The organism is Nocardia farcinica, assembly GCF_029867845.1.
Taxonomy (GTDB): Bacteria; Actinomycetota; Actinomycetes; order Mycobacteriales; family Mycobacteriaceae; genus Nocardia; species Nocardia farcinica_A.
In genome coordinates this window covers 1-2,621 of record NZ_JARWRU010001300.1, presented here as the reverse complement: position 1 = coordinate 2,621, position 2,621 = coordinate 1, and the positions used below count along the sequence as shown (strand labels likewise).

2 protein-coding genes are annotated in these 2,621 nt (G+C 74.9%); both read right to left on the bottom strand.

Annotated features, from left to right (window positions below; genetic code table 11):
* On the bottom strand, nt 1–1,767 hold a 1,767-nt coding region (locus QH283_RS29130; RefSeq protein ID WP_280506132.1), incomplete at its 3' end, for a thioredoxin domain-containing protein.
* Nucleotides 1,768–1,845: 78 nt separating this feature from the next.
* Nucleotides 1,846–2,409, bottom strand: coding sequence for a TIGR03086 family metal-binding protein (locus QH283_RS29125; protein WP_280506131.1), 564 nt, complete (start codon nt 2,407–2,409; stop codon nt 1,846–1,848).
* Nucleotides 2,410–2,621: the final 212 nt, after the last annotated feature.

Genomic DNA, 2,621 nt, shown 5'->3' with positions numbered 1-2,621 from the left:
CTGCCCCGCCGAACGCGGCGCGCGGGCAAGGACGAGCGCGCCGCGGCGCAAGGTCAGCTCGGCGGCCTCCCGGTAACCGGCGGCGCGCGCGGGATCGGTCAGGGCGGACGCCGTGAGCAGGGCCTCGGCCAGCGAGGAGGCGCCCGCCGGGGTGGCGCCGTCGATGGGATCGCGGGGGCGCGCCACCAGGGCCTCGGCGTCGTCGGCGGTGTCGAACCAGCTGCCGGGCGAGTCCGGGTCGGCGAAATGGCGCAGGGCGCTGTCGAGGATGCGCTGGGCGTGGTCGAGCCACTGCGGCTCGGCGGTGACCTGGTGCAACGCCAGCAGGCCGGTGGCCAGCCAGGCGTAGTCCTCCAGGACGCCGGGCGCGGCCCCCGCGCTGCCGCCGAGCGAGGCGCGCCGTACGCGGCCGTCGTGGACGTGCTCGGCGAGCAGGAAACGCGCGCACGTCGCGGCGGCCTCGATCCACGCGGGTTCGCCGAGCGCGGCGCCGCCCTCGGCGAGCGCGGTGATCGCCATGCCGTTCCAGGCGGTGACCACCTTGTCGTCGCGGGCGGGCTGGGGGCGGCGCGCGCGGGCGGCCCGCAGGCTCGCCCGCACCCGTGCCAGGCGCTCGGTGTCCTCGGGATCGGTGTAGCGGGTGAGCACCGAGGTGCCCTGCTCGAAATTGCCGCCGGTGCTCACACCGAACACCTCGGCCGCCCACGCGCCGTCGATGGGGCCGAGTTCGGCGACCAGTTCGGCGGGGGTCCACACGTAGGTGGCGCCCTCCACGCCGGGACCGCCCGGTTCGAGGTGGGTGTCGGCGTCCAGCGCGGAGGCCAGGCCGCCGTGTTCGGTGCCGAGGTCGTCGAGGAGGAATCGGGCGGTCTCGCGGGCGACGCGGGCGGGCAGGCTCGCCTCGGCGGAGTCGGTGCGGCGCGCGAGGTGGGCGTAGGCGCGCAGCAGCTGGGCGTTGTCGTAGAGCATCTTCTCGAAGTGCGGCACCACCCAGGCCGCGTCCACCGCGTAGCGTGCGAAGCCGCCACCGAGCTGGTCGTAGATGCCCCCGCGCGCCATGGCCTCCGCGGTGCGCGTGACCACCCCGTACACGGCCGGATCGCCGGTGCGCTCCCAGCCGCGCAGCAGCCCCTCCAGCAGTGCCGATGGCGGGAACTTGGGGGCGCCGCCGAAGCCGCCGTGCTCGGCGTCCTCCTCGGCCAGCACGGCGGCGACCGCGTGGTCGAGCAGGTCGGGTCCGATCGCCGGCTCGCCCTCGGGCAGGCCGGAACTCTGCGCGCGCAGCGCCTCGGCCACCTGCGCCGAGGCCATGTCGACCTCCTCGCGCCGGTTGCGCCAGGTGTCGGCGACCGCGGTGAGCAGCTGGGTGAACGAGGGCATGCCGCCGCGCGCGGTCTTCGGGTAGTAGGTGCCGCAGTAGAACGGCTCGCCCGCCGGGTTGAGGAAGCAGGTCATCGGCCAGCCGCCCTGGCCGGTCATGGCGACGGTGGCGTTCATGTACACCGCGTCGATGTCCGGGCGTTCCTCCCGGTCGACCTTCACACACACGAAGTGCTCGTTCATCAGCGCCGCGGTTTGCGGGTCCTCGAAGGACTCGTGCGCCATGACGTGACACCAGTGGCAGGAGGCGTAGCCGACCGACAGCAGGATCGGCACATCGCGGGCACGCGCTTCGGCCAGCGCGGCGGGCTCCCACTCCCACCAGTGGACGGGATTGTCCGCATGCTGACGCAAGTAGGGCGAGGTCGCACCGCGCAGTCGGTTCACACCTCCAGCCTCGCACAACCTCGGGCCGGTGTGCCCGTCCCCGGCGCGGGCGACCTCAGCGGGGCCGGGCGGCCCGACTCACCACTTGCGACCGGTGTAGGCCAGCAGCGCGCGGTGGCCGGGCGCGTCGGCGTCCACCGGCAACGCGGGCCCGAACAAGCCCGCCGCACGGTAGGTGTCGATGCCGCCGTAGTAGCGCATGGTGTCCAGCAGCTCCGCGCACAGCGCGTCGTCGATGAGGTCGGTGCGGCCGGTGGCCAGCGCCAGGTCGAGGCCGTGCACCACCAGCTCGGTGAGGTGGATCTGCACCGCCGCCGGGGCGGGTACCGGACCGATGCTCAGCTGCACGGTGGCCGTGGGCACGTCCGGCCTGCGCCAGGCCGCCCGGTCGATCTCGGCGGCCGCGGCATAGGCGGCCTGCGGGTCCGAGCCGAGCCAGCCCTCGGCGGTGCCCGCGCCGGTATCGTTGCCGCTCAGCTTGGCGGCGAAGATGTGCATCCCGCCGACCAGGTGGTCGAGTACCGTCCGCACGTCCCAGCCCGCGCACGGCGTCGCGGCTGCGAGCTGTTCGTCACCGACTTCGGCGACGATCGCGGCGGTGGTGTCCAGAGCGCGGTCGATCCGGCCGAGCACATTCTGCATGGGCGTCCTTCGGGTCGTTCGGAGGGGATATTCAAACACGGGATCAGGCCGAATGCCCGCCCGCCGCACGCTCGTTCGGCGCGGGCCCGCGCGGTCACGGCCGCGGAGACGACTGTGGCCCGGGCCAAAGCCCTGGCCACGGTCGCGGGGGGGGGCGCCGGCCGGGGGCCCCCGCGCGGGGCGGGGGAGGGGGGGGGGGGGGGGGCGCCGCG

Excerpts from the sequence above, each read along its gene's own strand:
- QH283_RS29125 (WP_280506131.1), bottom strand. The coding sequence starts at position 2,409 with ATGCAGAATGTGCTCGGCCGGATCGACCGCGCTCTGGACACCACCGCC.